21 protein-coding genes and 1 riboswitch are annotated in these 23544 nt (G+C 49.3%); of the genes, 17 read left to right on the forward strand and 4 right to left on the reverse strand.

Going from position 1 to position 23544, the window contains the following annotated elements; translation table 11 throughout:
• Nucleotides 1–157: 157 nt before the first annotated feature.
• On the reverse strand, nt 158–1459 hold the full coding sequence (locus ACYVFD_RS35405) for an alpha/beta hydrolase family protein (RefSeq protein ID WP_461095351.1): 1302 nt from the start codon (nt 1457–1459) through the stop codon (nt 158–160).
• A gap of 110 nt (nt 1460–1569) precedes the next feature.
• A riboswitch (TPP riboswitch) is annotated at nt 1570–1671 on the forward strand.
• A gap of 48 nt (nt 1672–1719) precedes the next feature.
• On the opposite strand from ACYVFD_RS35405, the gene thiM reads away from it, so the two are divergent.
• From thiM to ACYVFD_RS35450, 9 genes are all read left to right on the forward strand, one after another.
• On the forward strand, nt 1720–2526 hold the full coding sequence (gene thiM / locus ACYVFD_RS35410) for a hydroxyethylthiazole kinase (protein WP_461095352.1): 807 nt from the start codon (nt 1720–1722) through the stop codon (nt 2524–2526).
• Nucleotides 2523–3149 (forward strand): thiamine phosphate synthase, encoded by a 627-nt coding sequence (gene thiE / locus ACYVFD_RS35415; protein WP_461095353.1) that lies wholly within the window; start codon nt 2523–2525, stop codon nt 3147–3149. Before thiM ends, thiE begins: the two co-directional genes overlap by 4 nt.
• A gap of 66 nt (nt 3150–3215) precedes the next feature.
• A complete protein-coding gene (thiD, locus tag ACYVFD_RS35420) occupies nt 3216–4022 on the forward strand; it encodes a bifunctional hydroxymethylpyrimidine kinase/phosphomethylpyrimidine kinase (RefSeq protein WP_461095354.1) in 807 nt (268 codons plus the stop codon).
• 98 nt (nt 4023–4120) lie between these two features.
• Nucleotides 4121–4771 carry a TenA family protein gene (locus tag ACYVFD_RS35425; protein WP_461095355.1) on the forward strand — a complete coding sequence of 217 codons (651 nt, stop codon included), beginning with the start codon at nt 4121–4123 and terminating at the stop codon, nt 4769–4771.
• 120 nt (nt 4772–4891) lie between these two features.
• The gene (locus ACYVFD_RS35430; protein WP_461095356.1) at nt 4892–5728 is read left to right on the forward strand and encodes a helix-turn-helix domain-containing protein; all 837 of its coding nucleotides are present in this window, start codon (nt 4892–4894) and stop codon (nt 5726–5728) included.
• A gap of 83 nt (nt 5729–5811) precedes the next feature.
• On the forward strand, nt 5812–6423 hold the full coding sequence (locus tag ACYVFD_RS35435) for a hypothetical protein (RefSeq protein WP_461095357.1): 612 nt from the start codon (nt 5812–5814) through the stop codon (nt 6421–6423).
• Nucleotides 6424–6546: 123 nt separating this feature from the next.
• Complete coding sequence (locus ACYVFD_RS35440; RefSeq protein WP_461095358.1) at nt 6547–7095, forward strand: cupin domain-containing protein; 549 nt, start codon at nt 6547–6549, stop codon at nt 7093–7095.
• A 61-nt stretch (nt 7096–7156) separates the two neighbouring features.
• Nucleotides 7157–7999, forward strand: a complete 843-nt coding sequence (locus tag ACYVFD_RS35445; protein WP_461095359.1) for a helix-turn-helix domain-containing protein — start codon at nt 7157–7159, stop codon at nt 7997–7999.
• A gap of 52 nt (nt 8000–8051) precedes the next feature.
• Entirely contained in the window at nt 8052–8894 is an 843-nt protein-coding gene (locus ACYVFD_RS35450) for a helix-turn-helix domain-containing protein (protein WP_461095360.1), read from the forward strand.
• Nucleotides 8895–8952: 58 nt separating this feature from the next.
• Here the strand turns inward: ACYVFD_RS35450 and ACYVFD_RS35455 are convergent, their stop codons facing one another.
• Nucleotides 8953–9570, reverse strand: a complete 618-nt coding sequence (locus tag ACYVFD_RS35455; protein ID WP_461095361.1) for a PDDEXK family nuclease — start codon at nt 9568–9570, stop codon at nt 8953–8955.
• Nucleotides 9571–9777: 207 nt separating this feature from the next.
• Here ACYVFD_RS35455 and ACYVFD_RS35460 point away from each other — a divergent pair, with 207 nt between their 5' ends.
• The 3 genes from ACYVFD_RS35460 to ACYVFD_RS35470 all read left to right on the forward strand — a co-directional run bounded on the left by ACYVFD_RS35460 (nt 9778) and on the right by ACYVFD_RS35470 (nt 14633).
• Nucleotides 9778–11418, forward strand: a complete 1641-nt coding sequence (locus ACYVFD_RS35460; protein ID WP_461095362.1) for an amidohydrolase — start codon at nt 9778–9780, stop codon at nt 11416–11418.
• Between the two features lie 170 nt (nt 11419–11588).
• On the forward strand, nt 11589–13865 hold the full coding sequence (locus tag ACYVFD_RS35465; RefSeq protein WP_461095363.1) for a S9 family peptidase: 2277 nt from the start codon (nt 11589–11591) through the stop codon (nt 13863–13865).
• Between the two features lie 168 nt (nt 13866–14033).
• The gene (locus ACYVFD_RS35470; RefSeq protein ID WP_461095364.1) at nt 14034–14633 is read left to right on the forward strand and encodes a YbhB/YbcL family Raf kinase inhibitor-like protein; all 600 of its coding nucleotides are present in this window, start codon (nt 14034–14036) and stop codon (nt 14631–14633) included.
• A gap of 10 nt (nt 14634–14643) precedes the next feature.
• Here the strand turns inward: ACYVFD_RS35470 and ACYVFD_RS35475 are convergent, their stop codons facing one another.
• Nucleotides 14644–15756 carry a serine hydrolase domain-containing protein gene (locus ACYVFD_RS35475; protein ID WP_461095365.1) on the reverse strand — a complete coding sequence of 371 codons (1113 nt, stop codon included), beginning with the start codon at nt 15754–15756 and terminating at the stop codon, nt 14644–14646.
• 306 nt (nt 15757–16062) lie between these two features.
• Nucleotides 16063–18000, reverse strand: a complete 1938-nt coding sequence (locus ACYVFD_RS35480; protein WP_461095366.1) for a histidinol-phosphatase — start codon at nt 17998–18000, stop codon at nt 16063–16065.
• Nucleotides 18001–18234: 234 nt separating this feature from the next.
• On the opposite strand from ACYVFD_RS35480, the gene ACYVFD_RS35485 reads away from it, so the two are divergent.
• From ACYVFD_RS35485 to ACYVFD_RS35505, 5 genes are all read left to right on the forward strand, one after another.
• Nucleotides 18235–19032 (forward strand): HipA family kinase, encoded by a 798-nt coding sequence (locus ACYVFD_RS35485; RefSeq protein WP_461095367.1) that lies wholly within the window; start codon nt 18235–18237, stop codon nt 19030–19032.
• On the forward strand, nt 19010–19393 hold the full coding sequence (locus tag ACYVFD_RS35490) for a DUF3037 domain-containing protein (RefSeq protein WP_461095368.1): 384 nt from the start codon (nt 19010–19012) through the stop codon (nt 19391–19393). Before ACYVFD_RS35485 ends, ACYVFD_RS35490 begins: the two co-directional genes overlap by 23 nt.
• A 98-nt stretch (nt 19394–19491) precedes the next feature.
• Complete coding sequence (locus tag ACYVFD_RS35495) at nt 19492–20778, forward strand: serine hydrolase (protein WP_461095369.1); 1287 nt, start codon at nt 19492–19494, stop codon at nt 20776–20778.
• A 38-nt stretch (nt 20779–20816) separates the two neighbouring features.
• Nucleotides 20817–22136 carry a serine hydrolase domain-containing protein gene (locus ACYVFD_RS35500; protein WP_461095370.1) on the forward strand — a complete coding sequence of 440 codons (1320 nt, stop codon included), beginning with the start codon at nt 20817–20819 and terminating at the stop codon, nt 22134–22136.
• A gap of 104 nt (nt 22137–22240) precedes the next feature.
• On the forward strand, nt 22241–23470 hold the full coding sequence (locus ACYVFD_RS35505; protein ID WP_461095371.1) for a glycosyltransferase family 4 protein: 1230 nt from the start codon (nt 22241–22243) through the stop codon (nt 23468–23470).
• Nucleotides 23471–23544: the final 74 nt, after the last annotated feature.

Raw genomic sequence — 23544 nt, forward strand, 5'->3', positions numbered from 1 at the left:
GGTTTGCTGGCTGCCCAAAGCAACCAATGCCTGGAGTGAAGGTGTTATGCCAGGCATTGGAGCGTTTTTATTACATCAAAATAGGCTATGGACTTAATCCCAATTAAAACCCCTACAAGATTAGGTTTTAGGAGAGGGGCCGGGGGTGAGGTAATATCTACGGTTTCGCGTGTCGCATTTCCAGGCCAAGGGAGGTGCGGGGTTTGAAGCCAGTCCACGGCCCAACGGCGTCTGTTTCGGGAATGTTCAGGAACTTCGCATACTCCATTTTCTTCAGATGAATGCCCAGAAATGCCGTTACAAAGTGCTGGTTGATGTTGTTGATTCGGCGCTCGTTCCAGACAGGCTCGGCGTAGTGACCATACTCGTCGGCCGATACGCCAGGCTGTAAGGTTGCCATTGGGGGTGGATTAGGCGCTACATTGTGCCGTGCATTTACGTAAGTGAGCAGGTACCGGTCGGCATTAACGGCGCCATCATAAATAGCTTTAACCCCCTTTTCGTAACCAGATATGTCATCTTTACTTCCCGACACAAATAGCGTTGGCAACGTTAACCCGGCCAATCCGGCAGCATCCCAGACACCCCGCTCCATGCCCCAGGGCGCAAACGCGACTACGGCCTTAATCCGCGGATCGAGTGTGGGCTTGTAAGCGGGCGAGTTCATCGTACGAGGCTCCAGCGCAGTGCTTCCGTTTGTAGTCTGACCAAACAATTTTAGCGCTTCGACACTGAAGCCAGCCCCTACCGTGTTGAGGACCCCGTAGCCCCCCATCGAGTAACCAATCAGGGCCGTATTGTCGGCGTTGAGTAACCCCGCCAGAAACGTATTGCTGGTTTTGGCACTCAGCCGAGCCATCTCATTCAGGACAAACAGGTCGTCGAGGGGCCGATTCAGGAGTGTACTCGGAAAAGCCGCTAAATCGCTGTAGGTCGATTCGGTATGGTCGATGGCGACGACAACGTACCCTTTCGAAGCCAGATTTTCGGTCAGATAGGTAAGCAACAACCGCGATCCGGGATAGCCATGCGATACGATAACTAACGGGTACGCTCCGCCACTTCGGTCAGGTTCGGCATCACGGTTGGCACGGCCCGGAAACGTAAAAGGAACGATTGGCCGTTTAGGATCATTTGATCGCCCAAGCACCGATTCATACTGTACGATGCCCGATTTATTGTCGGCAGTTCGGGCCGGATACCAGATTTCGAGCGTTAGCGGGCGATCATATAAAGGGTGCTTTCCCTCTTTTGTATGCAGCACATCAAGCTGGTCCTTATGAACCAGTTTCAGGGTTCGTACGCCAACCGGGTAGCTTCCGCGAGCCGCCAGCTCAGGCGCATTAGGCAATAGATCGCCATTGATAAAGGTATCGCCGGATGGTTGGGCCGTAGTTTGCCCGACAATAGCCAGTGAGGTCAAGAGAAAAAACAGGTAATGAATCGTGGTCGATTTCATCGATTGCAGGGAATAGGTATAGGGATTGTAAAGCTATTGTAAACTTTCCAAACCTGATAAAGGGTAGCGTTTTTTATCCGTTTGTACGTTTTAATACGCTACCTTTGCCTGCACAACTTTAGGGGTGTCTGACCGGATCGGCTCAGACTGAGAGAATACCCTCACTACCTGATGCAGTTCGTACTGCCGTAGGGAAAAGTTAACGAGACTTCGTTTGCTCCCCTCTAAAGTTGCTGTGTATTTATTCATTAAACAGCAACATGACTCAACCCTCAACATTGATCTGGACTGATGTCGAACGCATTCGTGCGCAGGCTCCCCTTATCCACAATATTACCAACTTCGTGGTGATGAACAACACCGCCAACGCCCTGCTGGCTCTCGGCGCTTCGCCCGCCATGGTTCATGCCCCCGAAGAGGTTGAAGAGTTTGTTTCCATTTCCAGCGCTCTGATAGTTAATATCGGCACACTCGACGCCACCTTTGTGGCAGGTATGAAACTCGCCATGCGCCAGGCAAAAGCCTTGGGCAAACCCATTGTATTTGACCCGGTTGGTGTTGGGGCCACTACGTTTCGTAATAAGGTCAGCGAGGAATTGCTGACGCTGGCTGCTCCCGACATTATTCGGGGCAATGCCTCCGAAATCATGGCATTAGCCGGTCTGAACGCCCAAACCAAAGGGGTCGATAGTCTGTACGGCTCAGAGGCCGCCGTGGATGCCGCCCGACGGTTGAGTTCGGTATGGGGATCGGTGGTGGTAATCAGTGGCGAAACCGATTACATCATTCATGGCGAACAAACCGCTCAGGTAGCCAACGGACATGCACTGATGACAAAGGTAACGGGGATGGGCTGTACGGCCACGGCCTTAACGGGCGCGTTTGCGGCTGTGAACACCAACTATTTTCAGGCCGCTACATACGCGATGGCTGTAATGGGAATCGCCGGTGAACTGGCCGTTGCGAAGAACCCGGCTCCCGGTAGCTTACAGGTCAACTTCCTGGATACGCTCTATCAACTGACCAAAGCCCAAATTACTGACACCCTCAAGCTGACACAGTCGTGAATCGTTTATATCTGGTAACGGATAGTGATGTGGCCCGAAAGGCAGGCCATACGCTTCCGTTTGTAGTCGAAGAAGCCTGTCGGGCGGGTGTTCGCTGGGTGCAGCTCCGCGAAAAAGAATTGTCTACACGGGCTTTTCTGGAACTTGGTGCCGAAATAAAGCAGATCACGCAGGCTTACGGAGCCAACCTGATCATCAACGACCGGATTGATGTGGCACTAGCGCTCGATGCGGATGGCGTTCACGTTGGGCAGGACGATATGCCCTATCCGATGGTCCGCTCGCTGATTGGACCAGATAAAATTATTGGTCTGTCGATCAACAACCTGCCTGAATTACGAGCTATTGCTGGTGCTGATCTGGATTACCTGGGTATAGCCACGATTTTCCCAACGGGCACCAAACAAGACACATCGAGTTTACTTGGGCTGGAGGGCCTTCAACAGATTTGCCGTCAAACCAGCCTGCCAACGTTTGCGATTGGCGGTATAAACGCCCAAAACATTCAACAGGTGATGCAAACCGGCGTAACGGGTGCCGCCGTCGTATCAGCCATTTGTGGACACCCGTCGCCGTATGAAGCCAGCCAGGAATTATTAAAGAGTGAAAGAGCGAATGAGTGAAAGAGTGTATTGCTGAGGCAAACTTCTTCGCTCATTCACTCATTCACTCTTTCGCTCTTTACATCTATGAAAACATACATTCGCACATTAACCATTGCGGGCTCCGATAGTGGCGGAGGGGCTGGTATTCAGGCCGATCTGAAAACGTTTTCGGCATTGGGATGCTATGGCATGTCGGTGCTGACCGCCCTGACGGCCCAGAATACCCAAGCCGTTACGGGCATTTTTTCGGTACCACCCGCCTTTATCGTTGAGCAATTGAAAGCTGTTTTGAGTGATATTGGTGTCGATGCGGTAAAGATTGGGATGCTTCACTCGCCCGAGATCATTGAGCAGGTCGCTATTACGTTACGTGCGTTCGATGTGTCGACCATTGTACTAGACCCAGTTATGGTCGCCAAAAGTGGCGATAAGCTCTTGCAGGACGAAGCTGTCGACGCGTTAAGAACGTATCTGTTACCAATGGCGTCGGTTATTACCCCCAACTTACCCGAAGCCAGCGTATTACTGGGTCGATCCGTAGAGGTGAAAACCGACATGTTGCCTGCGGCTGTCGATCTGGCAACCCTCTGTCCGGGAGCGATTCTGGTAAAAGGCGGGCATTTGGCTGACGACGACAGTACAGACTTACTCTACGTATCAGCCAATGAGCAGCATTGGTTTCCGACGGCACGTATCAACACCAAAAATTCGCACGGAACGGGCTGTACGCTATCGTCGGCAATTGCGGCTGGCCTAGCAAAAGGGCTATCGGTTGTCGATGCGGTTGCAATGGCTAAAACCTACCTGACAGGGGCATTACAAGCCGGTGCCGATTATCAGTTGGGGCATGAACACGGCCCGGTTCATCATTTTTTTAACGTTTGGCAATAACAATAGAACGCAGATTTCTATGATGATTATGATTAATTAAGATCTGTGTAAATCATAACCGATCATAATAATCTGCGTTCTATCAGCAATACATCTCTATGAAATTTACCGAACAACTCTGGCAGGACATTACTCCTATTTACGAATCCATTCTACAGCACGGTTTCGTCGATGAATTAATGGCAGGAAGTCTGCCGACGGCTATGTTCCAGTACTACATTCAGCAGGATGCGCTGTATCTGGCCGATTTCAGTCGTGCGCTCAATCAGTTGGCGGCTCGCTCGATGAGCACGGACGATGTGTTGCAGTTTACTCAATTTGCCCAAAATGCTATACTGGTCGAGCGAGCACTGCACGAAACGTATTTTTCACTCTATACCATTGAACCCGCATCGGTCAAAATGCCTGCCTGTTTTGCCTATACGAATTATCTGCTGGCCACTACATCATTTCAATCGGTTGCCGTTGGTGCAGCAGCCGTGTTGCCCTGCTTCTGGATTTACAGGCAGGTTGGAAAATACATTTATCAGCGAGCCATTCAGGAAAATCCATACCAAGACTGGATAGACACCTATGCGGGAGAAGCATTCGATGTATCCGTCAATCAAATGCTGGCGATAACCGATCGTTTGGCCGAAATGGCAGGCCCTTCTGAAAAACAACTAATGCAGAATGCTTTCCGCACATCGAGTCAACTGGAATGGTACTTCTGGAACGACGCTTATACACAGAACCAGTGGCAAGTATGATATCATGTATTAGCCGCATTAACCGTTAACTAAAAAGCCTGATTTTTAACAAGATAACCAATATATAGCATTCAAAACAAACTTATAAGTGAGTAGCTTTAAGAAAACGTAGTTCCTGTCATGTTTTTCTTTAAAGAATATTCTGCTCATCCCGCCCTGCACGACTTCATCCGACATTATTGGATTATTCACATCCAGTTTGACCCGCGTACACTCCGTCAATCCCCATCGCCCAAACCCTATCCGCCCACTACCGAGCAATGCCTGTACTTTTACCCGTTCGATTTACCCCATAGTGTTCCAATTGGCAGCGAAACGGCCTTATCGGCCGCATCGAGCAATATTGTGGGGCAACAACTTACGCGCTACAACATTACTCTGAGGGCAAATTATCTGATGCTGAAAGTCAGCTTTCAGCCAGGCGCGTTGTTCCGATTGCTGGGGATACCAATGCATTTACTGGTCGATGGCGTTGCCGATCTGGAAACCATTGCAGGTAAAACCTTGCGGGAAGTAAACGAGCGACTACCCGAAGCACTCAGTTACGCAGGTATGATTCAGTTGGTAGAAGCCTTCATGCTCAAAAAAGCAGCCGATTGTCGTAGGGATGTTTTACCAATCGACATCGTTGCACGGCAGTTGCTCAACCCATCAGCGTATCACCAACTCGACCTCCTGGCCCATGACGCCTGCCTGAGTACACGCCAGTTTGAGCGTAACTTCCGCGAGCGGGTTGGTGTTAGCCCTAAGCTGTTTGCGCGCATTGCCCGATTTGGTCATGCCTACAAACTCAGGGAAACAAACCCTGGCCGCTCCTGGGCCGACATTGCCTATACCTGCAATTACTACGACCCCAATCATCTGGTTAAAGATTTCCAGCAGTTTGCGGGCACTACGCCCAGCCAATTGTTTGCCGACGACCAAGTGCTTCAACAGTTCTTTACCACTTACGAATAAGCTGGTTTCCGGGTCTGAGGTTGTCGTTTTTTTACTATGCTCTGCTTGACGAGTTTTCTCAGCTTTGCCAAAAACACACAACCATGACAAATTCGATTAATCACCTCAAAACGGCGGGCGTCTGTTATGTACTGACTGGAATTGGCTACCTGATTTTTGGCTACCCGTTCTGGTTCTTAGGCGCAAAAGACGAACCTATGACCGGAACGTTTGTATTGCCATTCCTTTTTGTAAACAAGATACTTTTCTCATCTGAACCGACCTTTTGGGTAGGTCCGATTTCTATTGCCAGTATGTTTATAGGGGCGTATTCGCTTTGGAAGGCCGGTGAACCTACGGGATTTGGTCCACGACGAAAATGGTTGGTTTTAGCCATGATCAGTGCCTTCCTCTATTTCTTAGGTCCCTGGATGCCTCTTCCTTTTGCCCCGCTTGGTGCCTTTATGAACGGAGTGAGTATGATACTGGTTGGGGTTGCCACGCTAAAAGCGAAGATTTGGACGGATTGGAAACGGTATGTACCACTTATTGTCGGTTGCTTTCCGTTTCTATTCATGTTCCCACTTCTGATTATTACCGGAGCACGACCTGCTGCCATGATCGGGCTATGGGCTTTCCCTTGGATGGCGCTGGGATTGGCGTCCTGGCAGCGTAGCAACGAGCTGGCTCAATCAAAGCCACTTCCTTCTTTATAAATCTTCGCCTTGACGTCCTTAGCCCGGTAGATATATGTTTGGTCGAAAAGATGTCCGATTCTTACCACCAGATTGACTGACTCGTGTCCAAATTTTGCATAACCACTTACCAAAAAGACAGTTATGCAACGCAGAACATTCCTCACATCATCCCTGGCGGCTCCTGTACTGCTAACCCAGGCCGAACCGACTAGCTCAGCCAGTAACCCAAAGCCATTTCTTGTCAAATCGGGCGATGCTCGTTTTGGTGTCCATACACCGTATCGGGGTATCAATGGCAACGATGTTAAAATATCCGGCAAAGACACGGGTGGCCAATTGGCTGTTTTTGAGTACATTGGCAATCAGAAGGTAGGCCCATCATTGCATATCCATCACGACCAGGACGAGATGTTTTCGATTATCGAGGGCGAGTATCTGTTTCAGGTAGGCAACGAACAGTTTACTGTACAGGCAGGTGATACGGTGTTTGCCCCACGGGGTATTCCGCACTCCTGGATTCAGCTATCCGAGCATGGCAAGCAGGTGTATATGGTACAACCAGCCGGTAAACTGGAAGATTTTTTCCTGAAAATGAATGAATTGAAAGGCCCGCCGACCGAAGAGTTAAGCCAGAAACTGCACAAAGAACATGGCATGACCGTCGTTGGGCCACCCTTAATGTTGAAATAAATAGCCTGGAGCAGGGTGCATGGAGCGTGGTTGATTGCTCCAGGCACCTTGCCCCCTCCCTATGAACGGCATCTACGACTACCGACTTCCCAGCCCGGCCTTACGCGAATACGTGAGGCTGTTTCAGATTATTGGCTGTGAATTTCCGGCATCGTTGCCTGCCTTGCCAGTGAAAGCCTATTGGCCCCGCGCCGAAAATTGCCTGTCGCTATTTCCCAAAGACCCGGAGAAAATTGAATATAACTTTGATGGCAAACCCCGCGAAAGTCCACGCTCGCGGTTGTATGGGCAACATACGCTGGCTACCAATCGGCATGTCGGGCGCGATTTTATGGTGTTTCAGATACAGTTTCAACCGGGCGCTTTGTTTCGTCTGACGGGCTTTCCTGTATCCGAACTAACCAACACCTTTGTGGATGCTGAAGCCATTTTCTCGACGGAAATCCAACGAGTAAACGAACGGCTGAGTTATACCAGACACTACACGGAAATGATTCCGATAGTGGAAGATTTTCTGCTACACCTTATCCATAAAGCCCGGCATAAATACGCACGACCCATTGATAAGGTCTCACAGTATCTGCTAAACTGTCCGGCAGGTGTTTCGCTGGACTGGTTGGCCGATCAGGCCTGTTTATCACAGCGGCAGTTCTACCGGCAGTTTGTCGAGTGTAGTGGCGCAAGCCCAAAACTTTATAGCCGCATCGCCCGCTTCGAAAACGCAATGAAGTTAAAAAACGCCCGGCCCCAACTGGACTGGCTCAGCGTAGCGGTCGAATTAGGGTATTACGACTACCAGCATCTGGTTCGGGATTTCAAGGAGTTTACGCAGTTGACGCCCAATGGGTTTTACGAAGCCGAAGCCAAATCGCCCGAGCGAACGTTTGGTATTGCCGAGACATAACCATTGCCTAAAAGCCATTTGTCGTTCAGGCTGAAAGCTCTTACTTTTAAGTGTGAGCTTTTTCCCGCATATACAACCCCACCCCGCCCTGCGGCCGTATGTCCGGCATTACCTGCTTTTACACATCCGTTTAGATAAAGTGCCTGCCGAACAACGGATTAAGCCCATTCCGCCCGACGCCGATCAATCGCTCTTCTTTTATCCGCGTAGTGTGGCCAAAACCGTTGTCAACCGAAACGGCGAAACCCGAACCAACTCGTCGAGTATTTTTGTTGGGCAGCAAACGTCGCGGATCAATATCCAGTCTGGCAATGATCACCTCATAATTCAGGTTTGCTTTCGGCCTGGTTTTTTGGGGCAGTTCCTTGGTGGGATGCCAGCTGGTGAATTTCAGGGGAAGGAAATCGATGCCGAAAGCTTGACGGATGCCCGAATGAACGAATTAAACAATCGGCTGCGGGAGGAAATCGATTATCGGCGTATGATCGACCATATTGAAGCGTACCTGCTGAAAAAGATGGACGCATTAGCCCGACATACATTGCCGCTACAACCCATCGACAAAGTAATTCTGGCCATAAAAGAAACAAATCGTCCGCTTTCGCTCGATTGGCTGGCCGATCAGGCTTGCCTGAGCAGTCGTCAACTGGAGCGTAAATTTCAGGAACGACTCGGCATGAGCCCTAAGTTTTACGCCCGGATCGCCCGTTTTGATCGGGCTTTCAAATTGAAACTACAACAGCCAAACCTCGACTGGCTCGACGTGGCTTTTGCCTGTGGCTATTTCGATTACTCGCACCTGATGCGCGATTTCCGGCAGTTTGCCGAAGTGTCACCAACCATGCTGATGACACAGAATACGGCTTCGCCCGAACTGGACCAGGCTCTTTTCTGAGCGGTAAAAAGGCCGACACGATACAGTTACGCCGTTGCCTATTGACAGGAGATCGTCGTTAGGCGAACGAAGACCCTTTTTTAGCCAGATACTGACCGATGTTGAACTGAATTCCATCCAGCACGTCAATATCTTTATGCCAATCCTTCACCTGCCAGTCGCCCTGTGGAGTAGCCACGGTAACTTTCTTAGCCACTGTAGTAATCCAGATCACTTTCTCAACGCCAAAATTCAATAGCTTCTGGGTTTTCTGGAAGATATAGCCATCGGTATCTACATCAACCGAATCGGCCGAAATATCAACTTCAATTACAACTTTGGGAGGTACCTGTGCGTAAAATTCATTGATAGCATCAATGGGTAAGGTAGCATTATCGAAAATAAGAATATCGCCTGCTAGATTGGTCCGCTTATCCAGATGCATACCAGCCTCACTGGATAAAATTGTATATTGATTCTCGTCGATCTGCTTGCCGAATAAGACAATTAGGTGTGTCACGATCAACGCCTGTAACGTACTAGACCCCATAATTTCTGAAAACTTCTTTGTGCCTGCCAATACCTCCCGGTAGCCTTTATAGTGAATAGGCTTTCCGTCCATGATTTCGTAAATGAGGTATTCGGGGATCTTGGCTTTGGGTCTTTTTGCCCGTATTCCAGATTTCGTAGCGATCATTTCCGTTCGTTTTCGATACGCTCAAATATAGCCAAAATCCATTGAAACTCCTTTTATGACTCCAGACTATTGAGGGCTATAATAGACTTTGGGCCAGAATAAGGCTATGCCCGACCTGGGCCAATCTCTGTATTAATGTCGTTTTTTTACATCTGGCACGCCAACGGATAGGGGTAGTTTTGGCTGGTAAACCAAAACACATTTTCCATGCGAATCCTATTGGCCGCGTTACTTAGTCAAACAATCAGTTTATTGGCCGTTGCACAACAACCTGACCTGATTCTGACGAACGGACAGATTTTTACGTCGGATACCAGTCAGTTGTATGTAGAAGCATTGGCAATCAAGGGAGGTCGCATCACGGCTATTGGCCGCACCGCCGACATTGAAAAGCTAGCGACCCAACAAACAAAACGGCTCGATTTAGGCGGAATGCTGGTTGTGCCGGGATTTAACGATGCCCACAATCATTTACCCGGTGGCCTGAAAGCGACAAAAATCTCGTTGGCAGGGATGAACCCTTCCTGGGAAGCCGTACAGGATTCGCTGAAAAAGGCCGTTCGGCGAACTCCCGAAGGGCAATGGATTGAAGGGACAATTGGGATAACAATTGCCAATTCGCCGGAGGCTACCCGGTTTGTGCTGGATAAAATTGCGCCCAGACATCCGATTCGGCTGCTTTCGTGGTGGGGGCATGTTGGGTTATATAATACACTGGGACTCCGTGAAATGGGCATTGCCGACGATCAGCCCGACCCCAAAGGTGGTTTTTACGAACGGATGTCCGATGGTAAAACACTGACGGGCAAAGGCTACGAAAAGAACGCCTACTGGCCGCATACCAGTTACGCAAAAATGGCCTCATTGCGCGACGAGAAGGCCATCATTGGCGAGTTCAGGGGTATGACGCAGGCATTGCTCAAAGCCGGTATTACCAGCTATCAGAACATGTGTACGGGTGCATCGGCCGCGGACTACGCCCAACTCTGGAAAAAAGCCGGGTTACCATTTCGCCTTCGCCTGATCCGCTGGGGTGATATGAATATGGATGGTAGCCTCAGTATTCCGGCAAAAGACCAGCCTAAAACAACGCCTGATTTACCTTTACTGACGGTAAGTGGCACGAAATGGCTGCTCGAAGGTACACCCCTGGAAGGCGGTGCCGAACAGGTTGATGCCTACCCGAATCGACCCGGCTGGTATGGCCGAATGAATTACACGGTACCCGAAATTGAACGGATGTGCCGCGAAGCCATCGCCCGTAAAGACCAGTTGCATTTCCATATTGGCGGCAGCAAATCGATAGGTAAATTACTCGATCTGATGGCCGCTATATCGGTCGACTGGAAGGCATTGCGTCCGCGTTTTGAGCATGGCGACGAGATTGACTACTCACCGGAATACATCAGGAAGGCGCAGCAGATGGGCATTATCATTGTGCAGAATCCTACGCATTTTGCGCCGATGGAAGGGTTCCCGATGGGGCCACCAGCCACACATGGCATGGCGATGAAAACCTTGCTGAACGATCACATTCCGGTAGCTATTGGCTCTGATGGGCCATTTAATCCATACCTGAATATTATGTTTGCGACGACCCACCCGCGTCGACCCAGCGAAGCGCTCAGCCGCGAGCAGGCAGTCATCGCCTACACCCGCACGGCTGCCTATGCCGAGTTCGCCGAAAATACCAAGGGGACACTAACAGTCGGCAAAGTTGCTGACCTGGCAGTGCTATCGCAAAATATTTTCAAAGTACCGGCCCCTAAGCTACTCCAGACTGAAAGCGTCTTGACTATGGTCAATGGGGTTGTTGTCTACACTGCGGGCTTACTGAAAGTAAATTGATAACTAGATAGTGTCCACTACTTTAGCTCATTCGTTTTCCAATTTTTTATCCAGCAGCATCGGGGGAGTTCATATAAGCTGTGTTGGCCATGGATGAACTCAATATGGGTGTTCGTTCATTGGTTTTCCATAGCGTATCTTTAAGGATCGAACGTTCTCTGCCAAACTCTATGCCCGTTTCCCGATTCAGTGCATCCTGCCGAACCGTATTTGTTGCTCTCATTGCCTTACTTCTGCCCTTTACAGGTCGAACGCAGGGTACACTAGCCGACTACCAGCGTGCTGAAATGCTGAACGGTGCTTTTCAGAACAAGGTGTATAATGCCCCCGACAAAATACAGTGGTTACCCAACATACATTCGTTCTGGTACCTTAAAACAACAGCCAATGGCAAAGAATTTAGTAAAGTGGATGCTGACAGAGTCGTAAAGGAACCCGCTTTCGATCAGAAACGACTGGCATCCTCACTAAGTCAATTGACTGGGCGTCCAGTTCTACCGTATCAATTACCCTTCTCCGACATTACACTTCAACCTACTGAGGTTTCTTTTAAGATAAAAGACTCACTGTTTACCTGTCCGTTCGATACGTACCAATGTCGACTTAACGGGGTGATTAGTCCACCAGCCAATCGATACTGGGGTAATCAGGTCAATGAACAAGAGGGCAAACCTATTCCATCGCCTGACGGGATGTACGAAGCATTTATAAAAAATCACAACGTATACATTCGAACAAGGCGTAGGCCAGCTGAAGAAGTGGCGTTAAGTTATGATGGGTCGGAAGGTGAGTTTTATTCCACCTACATGGCCTGGTCGCCCGACTCCAAAAAGCTGGTGGTCAATAAAGTGCGCCCTAATACCCTTCATCTGATCTACCTGATCGAGTCATCACCAACCGACCAGTTACAGCCTAAACTTCAGTCGCGTCAGTATCTGAAACCGGGCGATGCGCTACCCCAGCGGTTTCCGACCCTGTTTCTGATCGATTCGAAACGACAGATGCCGATACCCGCTTCGGTTGTTCCTGATCAATATACCATCACGATGCCCCATTGGCGGAAAGACAGCCGTGCGTTTACCTTCGAATATAACCAGCGCGGGCATCAGCGATATACAGTTTTCGAGATGAACATTGAAGGAGCCGTGCGACCGCTGATCGATGAAACCAGCAAGACGTTTATTCACTACAGCGGAAAAAACTACCGCTACGATCTGGCAGATGGCCGGGAAATGATCTGGATGTCGGAGCGCGATGGCTGGAACCACCTCTATTTATACGATGGTAATGGAAAATTGAAAAACCAGATTACCAAAGGCGAATGGGTCGTGCGTCGGGTGGTATATGTTGACGAAGCCAAACGAATCATTTTGCTTGAAGGCAGCGGCCGGGAAGCCGGTCAGGACCCATACTTTACTCAATTGTACCGGGTCAACTTCGATGGTACCGGCTTCACAACCTTAACCCACGAAAATGGAAACCACCGGCTGGTATTCTCCGATGATTATCAACATGTTGTCGATAGCTATTCCCGCGTTGATGAACCGCCGACCACCGTCCTCCGCCAGACCTCGACGGGTAAAGTCGTTATGGAATTGGAACAGGCTGATAGTCAACCATTGCTGGCTACGGGCTGGAAAGCACCGGAAGTTTTCACGGCCAAAGGTCGTGATGGCAAAACGGATATTTGGGGCATCATTGTTCGCCCGTCCAATTTCGATCCTCGTAAAACCTATCCGGTTATCGAATACATCTACGCTGGACCACACGACTCATTTGTCCCCAAAAGCTTCGTACCCGATTCGCGGGGGTCGTTGCACGAAATGGCCGAGTTGGGCTTTATCGTTGTTCAGTGCGATGGCATGGGTACCGCCAACCGCTCAAAAGCGTTCCATGATGTGTGCTGGAAAAACCTGAAAGACAGCGGCTTCCCCGACCGGATCGCCTGGATGAAAGCAGCCGCCCAGAAATACCCGTACATGGACCTGAGCCGGGTGGGTATCTGGGGCAATTCGGCTGGTGGGCAAAGTTCGGCAGCGGCATTACTTCACTATCCAGACTTTTATAAAGTGGCCGTTTCGTCGTCAGGCTGTCACGACAACCGGATGGATAAACTCTGGTGGAATGAGCAATGGATGAGTTACCCAATAGGCGAACAGTATGTCGAATCCTCCAACACGACCCACGCTAAAAATCTTAAGGGCAAGCTTTTACTGATTCTGGGTGAACTGGACGATAACGTAGACCCCTCCTCAACCTATCAGTTTATCAATGCCTTAATCAAAGCCAACAAGAATTTCGACTTCCTGATGGTTCCGGGCATGGGTCATTCGCTGGGCGGTGATTATGGCGAACACAAACGACGTGATTTCTTTGTAAAACACCTGCTGGGCGTGGAACCACCCGAATGGAACTGGCAACCCAGCATTACGATACCAAAGCCGTAACTAGTTACAGAGAAGGGAAAATTGATATTGATCGATTCCTGACTGATCTATAGACATTAGCCGAACAATAGCATCGTGCAATTAGTATTAATTCCTTATTGATACCTCGGCATTTAACCTATCAATAATCTCAACTGAAACGTCTGTTTTAACCAATCCTGTTCGACCATGAATCGATTAGCCCTTATCCTGGCAATCTTTAGCAGTGCAGTATCCGTTTCGTTCGCTCAGCAATCTACTGCACCAACCACTACCACAGCTCCGGCGATGCGGTTAACAACGTCGGCATTTCCGGATGGCGGAATAATTCCCGTAAAGTTTTCGCAGGCCGCTCCCGGTGCCGCACCAGGTGGAGGTACATCGCCCGAGTTAATCTGGAGCAATATACCAGCTGGTACGCAAAGTTTTGTACTGTACATGCACGATGTGGACGTGAGCCGCAATAAAAACTCCGAAGATAACCTGCACTGGCTCGTCTGGAACATTCCGGGGACCGCGACAAGCTTACCCGAAGGTGTACCCAGTGGTGCCCAGTTGGCGGATGGCAGCTATCAGATCAATGTGCTTAGCTCAATGTATCGCGGGCCGGGTGCGGCTGCTTCGGGTCCTTTACACCATTACGTATTTGAACTGTTTGCCCTTGACACCAAACTCAATGTAAAACCCAGCATGGAGAGTACAGAAACCCGTAACAATGTCTTAAAAGCTATCGACGGGCATGTACTGGGGAAAGCGGGCTATGTGGGTTTATTTAAGCGTCCACAATAGATTCAGCCCATTAATTTTCTACAAGTCGCTGAATGGTTTTGAGCACCTCCGGCATTTTTTCGTGGGCATTGTTGCAGAGAACAATGATGGTTTTATCAGCGTCGATATAGCGGATAATCTCCGTTTTGTAGCCGGGATTATCACCACTGTGCTGCACAATTTTCCCCAGTTTATCACTCTGCTCCAATTCCCAGCCAAATCCGTATGGCGACAGGGTACCATTCGTCAAGTGGGCGGGTTTAAATGCTTCTGCCAGTGTTTGCTGACTCACCAACTTATTGGTATACAACGCCCGATCCCATTTGAGTAAATCCTCTGCCGTCGAACTGATGCGTCCCGGTCCTTTGCGATTGCCGAGCCAGATGGCGTAGTTGAATTCAGGGAATGAATCGGCGCGGACATACCGTTTCTTTTCGGGTACATACATATGCCCCCAAGCCATATCAGATAGTTTAATTTTTTCCTCCCGGGTCCGAATGTCCGTGTGCGTCATCCCTACCGGCTTGAAGATATGCGCCCGGCAAAACTGGATAAAATCCTGCCCAGATGCTTTTTCGGCAATACTGGCCAGAAGCATATAGCCCGTATTGCTGTATTCGTATTTCGCACCGGGTTCAAACGATTTCGAGGGATGGTATTTGATCAGATAAGCAATGTTGTCGGCATTATTGGCCACTTTACGTTTGTCCCAATGCTTATCCATCACATCCTGATAATCGGGCAAACCTGAGGTATGATTGAGCAGATGCCGAATGGTAATGCCTGGATAGGGTAAACCCGGAATGTATTTCTCGATCAGGTCATCATAATCCAGCTTCCCTTCCTGCTTCAACATCAGGATCGTCATGGCCGTAAACTGCTTGGAGACTGACGCCAGCTCAAAAATAGACCCCGTTGTCATTGGCGTTTTGCCCTCAAAATTCCGGTAGCCGAAGGCCTTCTTATATACAGGTTTCCCTTTGTCGGCAACCAGCACAACACCACTAAAATCGGGAATGCTAGCAAAGAATCGGGTTAATTCGTCGTTGATTGTAGCAGACGAACGCGTTTGAGCATTGGCGGCAAAATTGAACAATAGGCTAACCAACAGGAAGTATACGGAATAAAAACGATGGGTCGACACGACAAGCGGATTAGGCAGTTTCGGTTATTGCTACCAATTTACGGAGTTGGGCCAAAATACGCAATTGCACGAGGTGCTTTTAAATAAACCGCAAGGACGCGAAGAATTAAGCAACCAATCGACAATAGTTTAGTCATTCGGATTCAATTTTTGTCATTCCGACCGGGACGCGTAGTCGCAGGAGGGATCTTCGGTAATTATTAAACATCTCCTCATCCGAAGATTCCTCCTGCGACTACGCGTCCCGGTCGGAATGACAAAAACGTCCCTATTTGGGATCAATTTGTAAATGGTTAAACAGCTTCCTCATTTAACCCCGCCTTTCGTCAAAAAATCCCGCACCAGTTCCTGCTGATCAGTGCTCAGAAAATCGACTCCGGCTTCGCGCAACTTAGCCCAGACAAGCGGATCTTCGGGACTGGCCCACAGACGAAACTTCTTTCCCTCCTGATGTACCTTCTCAACCAGTTGACGAAGTTTCTGAAACTCAGCCGTAGGTATGTCGCCCTGACCGCGCCAGCTAAGCTGATTAGGGTACGAATCGCTAATGATTGGCATAATTGCTTTTGAATACCCTTTCCCCAAATCGGAGGGTCGGCCATCGAGCGTTACCAAATGATCTTTTGCCTTCGCTACAGCCGACATAGGCCGATTTCCCGACAAGACAATGGTGACTGGACCAGCCTGATTTTTACTGCCTGACGTTACTAAAGAACGATACCGCTGTAGAACTTTGGCCAATACCTGATACGTACTATCGGCCCCGGTTTTCGCGTCGATCATTAGGTAAAATGGTCCTTTGTATCCTGGGAATACCTGACCGCTATGCTGGCGGATTCGTTCGGCCAATGGTTTCAGGTACAGAGCCTCAAGGGTTGCCGCAGCATTTTTGAAGGATGGCCGGTCATGCGACACGTATAACGTGTCACCGATCAGATGCACATCGGCTTCGACACTCGTAAAACCGTTCTCGAGGGCGTCCCACAGCGGCCGCGACTGCTCGTAGTCGTTGTGCGCGTGGGCATTGGGCAAAGGCGTAATACCCGCGATTGACGGTGGTATCTGTTTGTTGGCAATGGGCTGCGTCCAGGCCGTTTCCACATCGCCGGGCATAAACGGATTATACTTGGGCTTACTAGAAATGATCCTGGCCCGTAACAGAACAAGGTCATCCGTCAGCGCATAGGTCGCAGCCGAATCTGTAACTTCCTTAAGGAGTTCGGCCCGCTGGCTTCCTTTTCGAATACCGAAAAACTGAATCCGATAGGTTACGTCTTTCTCCGCGCTGACGCGCACAACCAGCGAATTACCCACCTGAGGGAGCTGTTTCAATGTGACGCCCGAACTGGCATAAAACCGTCCGGCTTCCATTGATTCAATAATTGCTTTGGGGGTTAACTCTGGTGCATCGACCATGACCCAACCCCGACCCGAATTACTGAACGATGGTCCAAAAAAGTAATAATTATGGCTATCGTCGGTACCGAGTCCGTACATCAGCGGACGGCCCTGCTGTAGAAAATGCAGGTTAATTTTATCCCACATCGATTCGGTGCCTTCGTGGGTACTGTCGCCATAGTTATTTACCAGATGATGCCCGTTGAAGACCTCAAAAAAACGTTCGTACCGAAGCTGCATCAAATCCTCGGCCTTGATGGCGTAGTAAAAGTTCGGATGGTTGATGTGAGGAAACATGGGCTGGGCCGTCTGCCGTCGTTGGGCTACTACCATATCAATGTTATTCTGCATCACCTCGGCCACACTATTGCCGGGCAAGGGTCGAATGAGGTTCTTTACGTTGGTCACATTCATGTGAATGGGCTTATTCTGATACCCCGTCGACACTTCTTCACTCTTGATAATCATGAACTTGCCCGGCTCCTCGAAATAACTTCGGTATTCATCCAGCTTTTTCAGTCGCACCCTGAGTGAGTCGTTCCCACCTTTCTTATACACGACCCAATCCGGCCCGAAGGTACGCAGATAGCGGTCGAACGTCCGGCGTCGATCGGGCTGGTGTGGCACATTGACCCACTTCTCAACGTCCTGAATCACATTATGATCCGATAAGCCAACAAACTGATACCCATTGGCCTTGTACCAGTCCATGATCATCTCAGGATAGTCGTCGCCATCGCTCCACAGCGAGTGTGTATGCAGATTGCCTTTGTACCAATGTTGCGCTTGAGTAAGTGAGGGGAGCAGTAAGGCGAACAAAGCACTCAGATAGAAGCTCTTTTTCATGTTGAAGGGATTGGGATTGGGCGAGAGGAGTTGCTCGGTTTAGCGAATATCCGTTGTAAAAGTATTTAAAAGCGGCTCGACGCATGGGCCGTTTATCGTATCGGTACGTTAAACCTGTAAAGTAAAAACCCAACATCCCTACTCAATCCTGCTTTTTCAGTTTTTTGCTCTAAATTTCGGAGCGGCAAACGATGCTCAACTTCTCGGAAGCCCGAACTTGCCTAATTACACGCTGTGAGCCTTATTCAACCTGAACTTCGAACAGTCAACGTTATACGCTACGTCACTCCCTTGCGTGAGGGCGGTTCGCTCCCGGCTATTGTTGAAGCGGACGACGATTTTTTATATGTGCTGAAGTTTCGGGGAGCCGGTCAGGGAACGAAAGCGCTAATTGCTGAATTGATTGCGGGCGAACTAGCCAGAACGCTCGGCTTTCGTATACCAGAAATTGTCTTTATCAATCTGGATGTGGCCTTTGGGCGCAGCGAACCCGACGAAGAGATTCAGGATTTGCTACGAGCCAGCGAAGGGCTAAATTTAGGGCTTCACTACCTATCGGGAGCCATCACCTTCGACCCAATTCTGAACGACCTTACACCCCGGCTGGCTTCACAGATAGTCTGGCTCGATGCGTTTGTGATGAATGTGGACCGAACGGCGCGTAACACGAACATGCTCATGTGGCATAAGGAGCTGTGGCTGATCGATCATGGGGCGTCGCTCTACGTGCATCATACCGGCCCAGCCTGGCCCGAACAAAGTAAGCGGCCATTTTCGCAGATCAAAGACCATGTATTGCTGCCCCAGGCAACGGAGTTGGATACGGTCGATGCCGAATTCCGGCAGTTGCTTACACCAGCAACTATTCAGGCCATTGTATCACTGGTGCCCGACGATTGGCTGATGAATAACGGCTCTTCAGAATCTCCCTCCGATCAACGGCAGGTATACGCCCGATTTTTAGAGGACCGGCTGGCCTCATCCGAACTATTTGTCAACGAAGCGAAGAATGCCAGAAAAGCACTTGTTTGAGTACGCCATTATCCGGGTGGTTCCCTGCGTCGAACGGCAGGAGTTTCTGAACGTAGGTGTTATTGTTTACTGCCGGGCGCAGGGCTTTTTGCAAACGCGGTTTGCGCTTCATGAAGCGCGTCTTAAAGCATTTTCGGCAAAACTGGACTTAGACGAACTGACCGGGCGGCTGCGGGCTTTTGAACGAATCTGTGCGGGCAAAGCCGAGGGTGGTCCCATTGGTAAACTAGCCATTGCTGAACGATTCCGCTGGTTGACATCGACTCGTAGCACCGTTGTGCAAACATCGCCCGTACACCCCGGCCTGTGTACCAATGCAGCCGAAACACTGGACAAACTGTTTGAGCAACAGGTGCAATGATATTTTCGACGGATCCACAGGATTGACAAGATTAAAGGATTTTGAAGACATATTCCTTCTGTGAATCCTGTCGAAAAATATAGGTTATCCTATCCGCTATGAAACACTTCATCACGATCCTCTTTCTGTATTCATTCTTCCCCTCCTTCGCCCAACCTCGAACGGACGCTTTTCTGAGCAAGCTGTTAGCTACCAATCAAACGGCTGTTTTCAAGGAAGTGATGCGCCATCCCGATACGTATCGACTGCAAATTATCTACACCCAGATTGACCGGAATAAAACCAACAAGCCCACCTTCAAACACTACTATTTCCGCGTTGACAGCACAGAATACTTCAATCCCGCTTCGACCGTAAAACTGCCATTAGCCTTGCTTTCGCTCGAAAAACTGAACAGGCTTAATCAACCGGGTGTGACGAAATACACTGCCATACAGTTCGACAGCGCCTATAGCAAACAGACAAGGGAGTGGAAAGATACTACTTCCCAAAGCGGTTACCCATCCATTGCCCATTGCATCAAAAAAGCGTTTCTGGTCAGTGAAAATGACCCTTACAGCCGCATGTATGAGTTTGTTGGGCAAAGCGGAATCAATCGTTCGCTGCATGCCAAAGGGTATCTGGATACGCGCATTACACACCGATTTGTCCGCATGACGGCCGACGAAAATCGACACACGAATCCCATCCGGTTCATTAAAGAAGATGGCAGCTTACTTTACGCTCAACCGGCAGCGTTTAATACCGACCCGTTCGATTTCCGACGTGAAGCCCGACTGGGGAAAGGCTATTATGTTCGGGACAGTCTAGTGCATGAACCATTTAACTTTACCGAACGGAATAAATTTCCGCTGGAAGCCTTTCAGCAAGTTTTGCAGTCGGTTTTGTTTCCCGAATCGGTTGCGCCGAAACAACGATTCATGCTGACCGATGATGACTATCGACTCGTTTATCAGTACCTGTCGCAATATCCGGGCGAGACAAATTATCCGAAATATGACGCTAAGCAGTACTACGACAGCTACGTAAAGTTTTTCTTCATGGACAGCCTGCACCACCAGATGCCCGCCGATGTTCGGGTGTTCAACAAAGTAGGTTGGGCGTATGGGTTCCTGACCGATGCGTCGTATGTGGTGGACTTCAAAAACAAGGTCGAGTACATGCTGACGGCTACTATTTACGTCAACAGCGACGGTATCCTGAACGACGACAAGTACGAATATGACACCGTTGGCCATCCGTTCCTGTATCAGTTAGGCCAGACCATTTATCAGTATGAATTAAGACGAAAACGACTTTATAAGCCTGATCTGAGTAAATTCCGAATTACTTACGAAAAACGGCTCAACGACAACCGCCCAAACGTGAAGGACGTTGACAATTAACTCTATTGCAAGAATACGTTTACCTATCCGTTAACCCTATGCATCTCCAGTATACTCTTCGCGCACTTGTACTGATAGCGCTGACCACGTTATCCGCTCAAGCCCAAACGTCCACGAAGCAAAATCCACCGCTACTGACGACGGCGGCACCCGAAACAGTTGGGTTCTCTTCGGAACGGCTCAACCGACTCGACGGGCTCATCCAGTCGTATATCGACAAAGGAGCATTTCCGGGCGTAGGGGCCATTGTGGTTCGGGATGGTAAGATTGTGTATTACAAAGCCTTCGGCAAATCGGATTTTGACGTCAATAAGCCGTTAGCCAAAGACGCCATCTATCGGATTGCGTCGATGACCAAAGCCATCACCTCACTGGCCGTTTTAATGTTGCACGAAGAGGGTAAAATCATGCTCGATGATCCCATCAGTAAATACATTCCTGAGTTTGCCAAGCCCGTTGTGCTGGATAAGTTCAATGACAAAGACAGTACCTATACAACTATCCCTGCGAAACGGGAAATTACGATCCGTCACTTGCTGACACACATGTCGGGGCTTAATTACAACGTCATTGCCAGCGATCCCCGGATGCGAGCCATTTATACCAAAGCCGGAGGTATACCCGATGCATTTGTAACGCAGAACTATACCCTTGCGCAAATGGTGAAACAACTGGCCAAACAACCACTCAATCACCAGCCCGGTGAAAAATGGACGTACGGCCTAAGCATCGACGTGCTTGGCTATCTGGTCGAAGTTGTGTCGGGGCAAACTCTGTCGCAGTTTTTTGAAAAGCGACTCTTCGAACCACTGGGTATGAAAGATACTTACTTCTATCTCCCCGATTCGAAGAAAGACCGGCTTGTGCAACTGTATTCCGAAGATAAAGACAAAAAGCTGGTTAAAACGTCCAGCATCAAAACATTACCCGTCGATCCAGATTACCCAATTACAGGCGCCAAAACCTACTATTCAGGCGGTGGGGGATTATCGAGTACTGCGTATGATTACGCGATTTTCCTGCAAATGCTGCTGAACAACGGCGTCTACAACGGCAAGCGATTCCTGAGCCGCAAAAGCATCGACCTGTTTACCCAAAGCGATCAAACCGGCACGCTATTTCCCGAACCCGGAAACTATTTTAGTCTGGGATTCCGGGTTATTGGCGAAAAAGGACATAACAACGACCTCAACAGTGTGGGTACCTACGCCTGGGGTGGTGCCTTCAGCACGCACTATATCGTCGATCCGAAAGAGAAAATTTCTATTGTGCTGATGAAGCAACTATGGGGAACCTCCTACGGCGGTGAACTCGACAGAAAATTTGATGTGATGGTCTATCAGGCGCTGGACGATTAGTTCGTCAATCTGAAAACACTTTCTCGTAAGAATCGCTTTCTACAATCAGACGGAAGCCGTATACGTTACTACTTCGGCCTGGATGATTCGACAGCATTCATTACATGAAAAAAATAGCCTTTGTTGTTCAGCGGTATGGACTGGAAGTTAATGGAGGGGCCGAATATTACTGTCGGGTACTGGCCGAACGACTTACCGGCACTTACGAAGTCGATGTACTGACCAGTTGTGCGCTGGAATATATTACCTGGGCTAACTGGTATCCAGCCGAAACGACAACCATTAATGGCGTCTGCGTCCGTCGGTTTGCCACGGAGTATGAACGACAGGAAAAAGCCTGCGGCCGAGCCGAACACAAAATCAAAAAATGGTCGCGGCCTGAAGAGTGGGAAGGGTTTGGCCAGATTCGGATGTGGGGTCGGGCACTGGTCGGCAAAACGGTCAGGCGGTATAGCTGGTTATGGGCCAAAGCGCAGGGACCTTACACACCTGATCTGATTACGTACCTACAGCGAAACCATCAGCAATACGATGCGCTGATCTTTATTACCTATCTGTATTACCCCACAATCGCCGGCCTGAACGTTGCCCCGCACAAGTCCATTTTTATTCCGACCGCTCACGACGAAACACCGATTTACCTACCCGTTTTCAAACCGCTGTTTCATAAACCCCGCGCTATTTTATTCCTTACAGAAGGCGAAAGACGATTTGTTCATCAGTTCTTCAAAAACGAAACGATCTATAACGATGTGATTGGGGTCGGCATCGACACGATGGAAACCCCAAAGACCGACGCAGCCGCTTCGATCCTGAAAACCGATGCGCCTTACCTGATTTACATCGGGCGAATTGCCGAAGCTAAAGGATGCGATATGCTGTTCGACTATTTCATCCAGTATAAACAGGGGCATCCGTCTCCGCTGAAATTAGTGCTTGTCGGTCAGGCGTTCATGACGATTCCTGAGTACCCCGACATCATTACCGCCGGTTTTGTTGACGAAGACGTAAAAGTTTCGTTGCTGAAAGGCGCTAAAGCCCTGGTAATTCCGTCGCAGTACGAAAGTTTGTCGATGGTGACGCTGGAAAGTTTTGCCTATGGTATTCCTGTAATTGCCAACGAAAAATGCGAGATTCTGAAGGACCATATCGAACTCAGTCAGGGTGGCTTTTTATTTGCCGAGTACGAGCGGTTTGAACAAGCGGTTCAGCAACTTTCAACCAGCGATTCGCATGAAATGGCTGAAAAAGCACAAGCCTACATCGAGCAAAATTACACCTGGGATAAAGTACTGACCCGCTTTGATAAAGCAGTCGATTATATATCTCAATAGAACGCGGATTTTTATGATGATTATGATCTGTGTAAATCATAATCATCATAAAAATCCGCGTTCTATCACCTTAG

It is taken from the genome of Spirosoma gilvum, assembly GCF_054776815.1.